This window comes from Thiomonas sp. (assembly GCF_054608695.1).
This window is the reverse complement of the sequence record NZ_JBTRXV010000195.1, coordinates 1-2,892: the sequence shown is the minus strand read 5'-3', so window position 1 is coordinate 2,892 and position 2,892 is coordinate 1. Positions and strand designations below refer to the sequence as shown.

Below are 2,892 nucleotides of genomic sequence, written 5' to 3'. Positions count from 1 at the left end.
GCAATCCCGATGCCGTGTTCCGCCGTCTTGCCCACAACCTGTCCGCCGGCGACATTTTGTTACTGCATGACGGACAGTCGGCGCGTACCCGCAATGGCCAGCCGGTGGTGCTGGAGGTCTTGCCCCGGCTGCTGGAACGGTGCGCCGGCCACGGGCTGCGCTGTGTATCTTTGCCGATGGCGTTTAGCGATGCACAATTTTTATAAAAAACCTTAGCACCGGCTGCAGTGGGTATTTATCGGCCCCCAAGGTTCCCATGCATGGCGCTCTTTGCCTAAGGTAACCCGGCAGGGCCCCGTCAAAGTCGCCTGATATAAATGCGGTGGTGTGACCGCTGCCAATTTTTGGAGGCGGTTTAAGGTGTGCTGAGGGTGAAACATGGTGTTTATGGGCTTTCAGGTGCGAAAAATGGACCTTGCGGTGGCGGACGGACGCAATTTTCTCTCCGGGGACCTTTCCGGACTGGCAAGAACTACAGTGGCGTCTCAGAGACCGAACTGGCGGAGCGTTACCCAGGCGCTGGCGGCGAAGTTACGGGCCGCTTTAGCAATGTTTTTAACTCCGGTGAGACGCATGATGCTCATCGCAAGTCCGCGCAGGGTCGCCATCATGTGGGGTCCGTTTTCTGTACGGACCTGGGAGAGGTCTTCGTGGTATGTGGTATCGCGGACATGATGGTTACGGTTTTCAATCTCCCAATGGCCGCGGGCTATACCCAGCAGATTTTCAGCAGTAGCCCGTTCTTTAGTCACACTGGTGAGTCCATAGGCGCAATCATCACGGATTTCTCCGCTTTTCATGTCGATGGTGACGCGCTGAATCCGAAAAGCCTGACCCAGATAAGGAAAGTCGATGCCGGTAGCTCGGGTTGCGACGGTGATTTTGCGGTATTCATGACGGCCATGACCGACATCAATCGTTTCGGCGCTGAGGGGGGGAATCCTCCCAGGGGAGGCAGATCAGACTGTTGCGGAGTTTTCGCTGGTTGCCTTTGACGGCGGTGAAGAGGTAATCGGCTTTTTTCTCTTCGACGAGGAAACGGGCGGTCTCCCGTTGGGTATGCATGGCATCGGCGGTTACGACCTTGCCTTGGATGTCGACGTCTTTGAGCAGGGTGCGCAGTTCCGGGATTTCGTTGGTTTTCCGGGCGATTTCCTTTTGCGCGATAGTCGCACCCTGGCCATGCATGAAAGCGCTGAGCAGATGGACCTGCGTACCGTCTTCACGCACAGCGCCTTTGAGCACTTTGCCATCGACGGCCACCGCTTCAAATCCGGCAATGCCCAGCAGCCAAGCGCCGATAGCGGCATCCAGGGCCTCGACATTGGCACCTTGCAGGACGCGACGGATGGTGGGTTCGGAAGGCGCTATATAGCGCTGCGTCTTGGGATTGAATCGTGCGCGAATACGCTTCAGTTGGGTCTGGGTCAGCCGAGCGGCCCACTCCGCCATCGCTGCATAACTTTGCGCCTGCGTGAGTACGGCGGCCACGGCCACAGTCAGGATGGCCGGGAGGGGATGCTGCTTGCCTCGGCGTTTGCGGACATCGGGAAGGCGGAAGAAGATTTGGCGCAAGCCTTCCATTTGCGCGTCGCTCAGGGTGACGGTTTGCATAGGCGTTTGAGTCCATTCGGATTGCGGCTGCGGCTGGGCCAGCCAGACACTCGCCTGTGGGTGGAGGGGGTAGACCAAGAGGCGTTTGGGCTGACCGTGGTAGACATAGCCGCCACCGGGGCGGCGAGCAAAGCCCTTGGTCCAGCCGACATTGATCCAGTTCGCGGCACGGTAACAGGCACCGGTAAACCGTGGGGATTCCACGAAAGTCTCGGCCAGCACAATGGGATGGCGATAGACCGCCTGCCAGTCGGCAGAAAGCCGGCGCAGGTTCAGCGCCAGGATACGTGAAGCCAGATTGGGGAAGGATTCTCCCGGGAGAATCAGAAAGCGGGCATTATTGGCGATGAGGTGAAGACGCTGGCGGCGCAAGACCCAGGACCAGCCGATCCACTGTTCCCGTGCCTGACACTGGTAAGCGGCGGCCTGCCAGCCGAGGAGAGCTACCCACCGGTCGTCCAGAGTGGCCACATAGCGCAGGGTACGCCCCGCCATCGTGCGGAAGCCTCGGTAATGATGCGCTTGCATCATGGTGCTCCAGCGTTCCCGCTCTGTGGGCAGGATGAGGCGCACCTGAATGCGGTGCAGAGCGGCTTGGTGGTTCGAGGTGAGTGTCGGGGCTTCCATGCGGTATTTTTACCGCATCGCGGCCCCGGTGTCCATAGGGGCCCTTTGTATTACTGCATCATGAGGTTAGATTGGTTCTTGCCAGAGCCCTGGGTAACCCGGGGAAGGATTCGATATTTTATTATCTGTTACGCTATGGACTATTGCCAAAAAATTATATACTTGTTGCTCTTTGGTGCGGAAAGAGGTTGCTGCTGCGCTTGGCAGAAATGATTTTCCGCGCGGGAAATTGGCCGAATGATTGACCCGCCATGAATGGCAATATCTTTTCATGTGAAAAGATCCAAAATGGAGCATATCATGATGAAAAATGGTGAAATGCCAAGTTCCGGACCGGAAGCGCAGATATGCGACATCCTCGTTATCGGCGGGGGGCCGGCCGGCTCCACCATCAGCACGTTACTGGCAGAGCGTGGGTACCAGGTGACCGTTCTGGAAAAGGCGCGTCACCCTCGCTTCCACATCGGCGAATCGCTGCTTCCGGCCAATTTACCCCTATTGCAAAAGTTGGGTGTTGCAGAAGAGGTCCGCAGCATCGGGATGGAAAAGCGGGGGGCGGAGTTCAACTCTCCTTATCATGTGCAGAAGACGCAGACCTTCGTTTTTGCCGAGGCATGGGACAAGTCCATGCCCATGGCCTATCAGGTGCGC

3 protein-coding genes and 1 pseudogene are annotated in these 2,892 nt (G+C 57.7%); 2 read left to right on the top strand and 2 right to left on the bottom strand.

Translation table 11 applies throughout. The features are described 5' to 3' along the window. Positions 1 to 206 (top strand): annotated as a pseudogene (locus ACYCUK_RS24155) (polysaccharide deacetylase family protein); the annotation flags it as partial. A 279-nt stretch (positions 207 to 485) separates the two neighbouring features. On the opposite strand, the gene ACYCUK_RS24150 reads toward ACYCUK_RS24155, so the two are convergent. Both ACYCUK_RS24150 and ACYCUK_RS24145 read right to left on the bottom strand, forming a co-directional pair. Then, positions 486 to 800, bottom strand: a complete 315-nt coding sequence (locus ACYCUK_RS24150; protein WP_461597122.1) for a hypothetical protein — start codon at positions 798 to 800, stop codon at positions 486 to 488. A 112-nt stretch (positions 801 to 912) separates the two neighbouring features. Continuing rightward, complete coding sequence (locus ACYCUK_RS24145; RefSeq protein WP_461597121.1) at positions 913 to 2,241, bottom strand: ISAs1 family transposase; 1,329 nt, start codon at positions 2,239 to 2,241, stop codon at positions 913 to 915. A gap of 288 nt (positions 2,242 to 2,529) precedes the next feature. Between ACYCUK_RS24145 and ACYCUK_RS24140 the strand changes: the two genes are divergently transcribed. Then, on the top strand, positions 2,530 to 2,892 hold a 363-nt coding region (locus ACYCUK_RS24140; protein ID WP_461597120.1), incomplete at its 3' end, for an NAD(P)/FAD-dependent oxidoreductase.

Coding starts and splice junctions, on each gene's coding strand:
- ACYCUK_RS24150 (WP_461597122.1), bottom strand. CDS start 800: ATGAAAAGCGGAGAAATCCGTGATGATTGCGCCTATGGACTCACCAGT.
- ACYCUK_RS24145 (WP_461597121.1), bottom strand. CDS start 2,241: ATGGAAGCCCCGACACTCACCTCGAACCACCAAGCCGCTCTGCACCGC.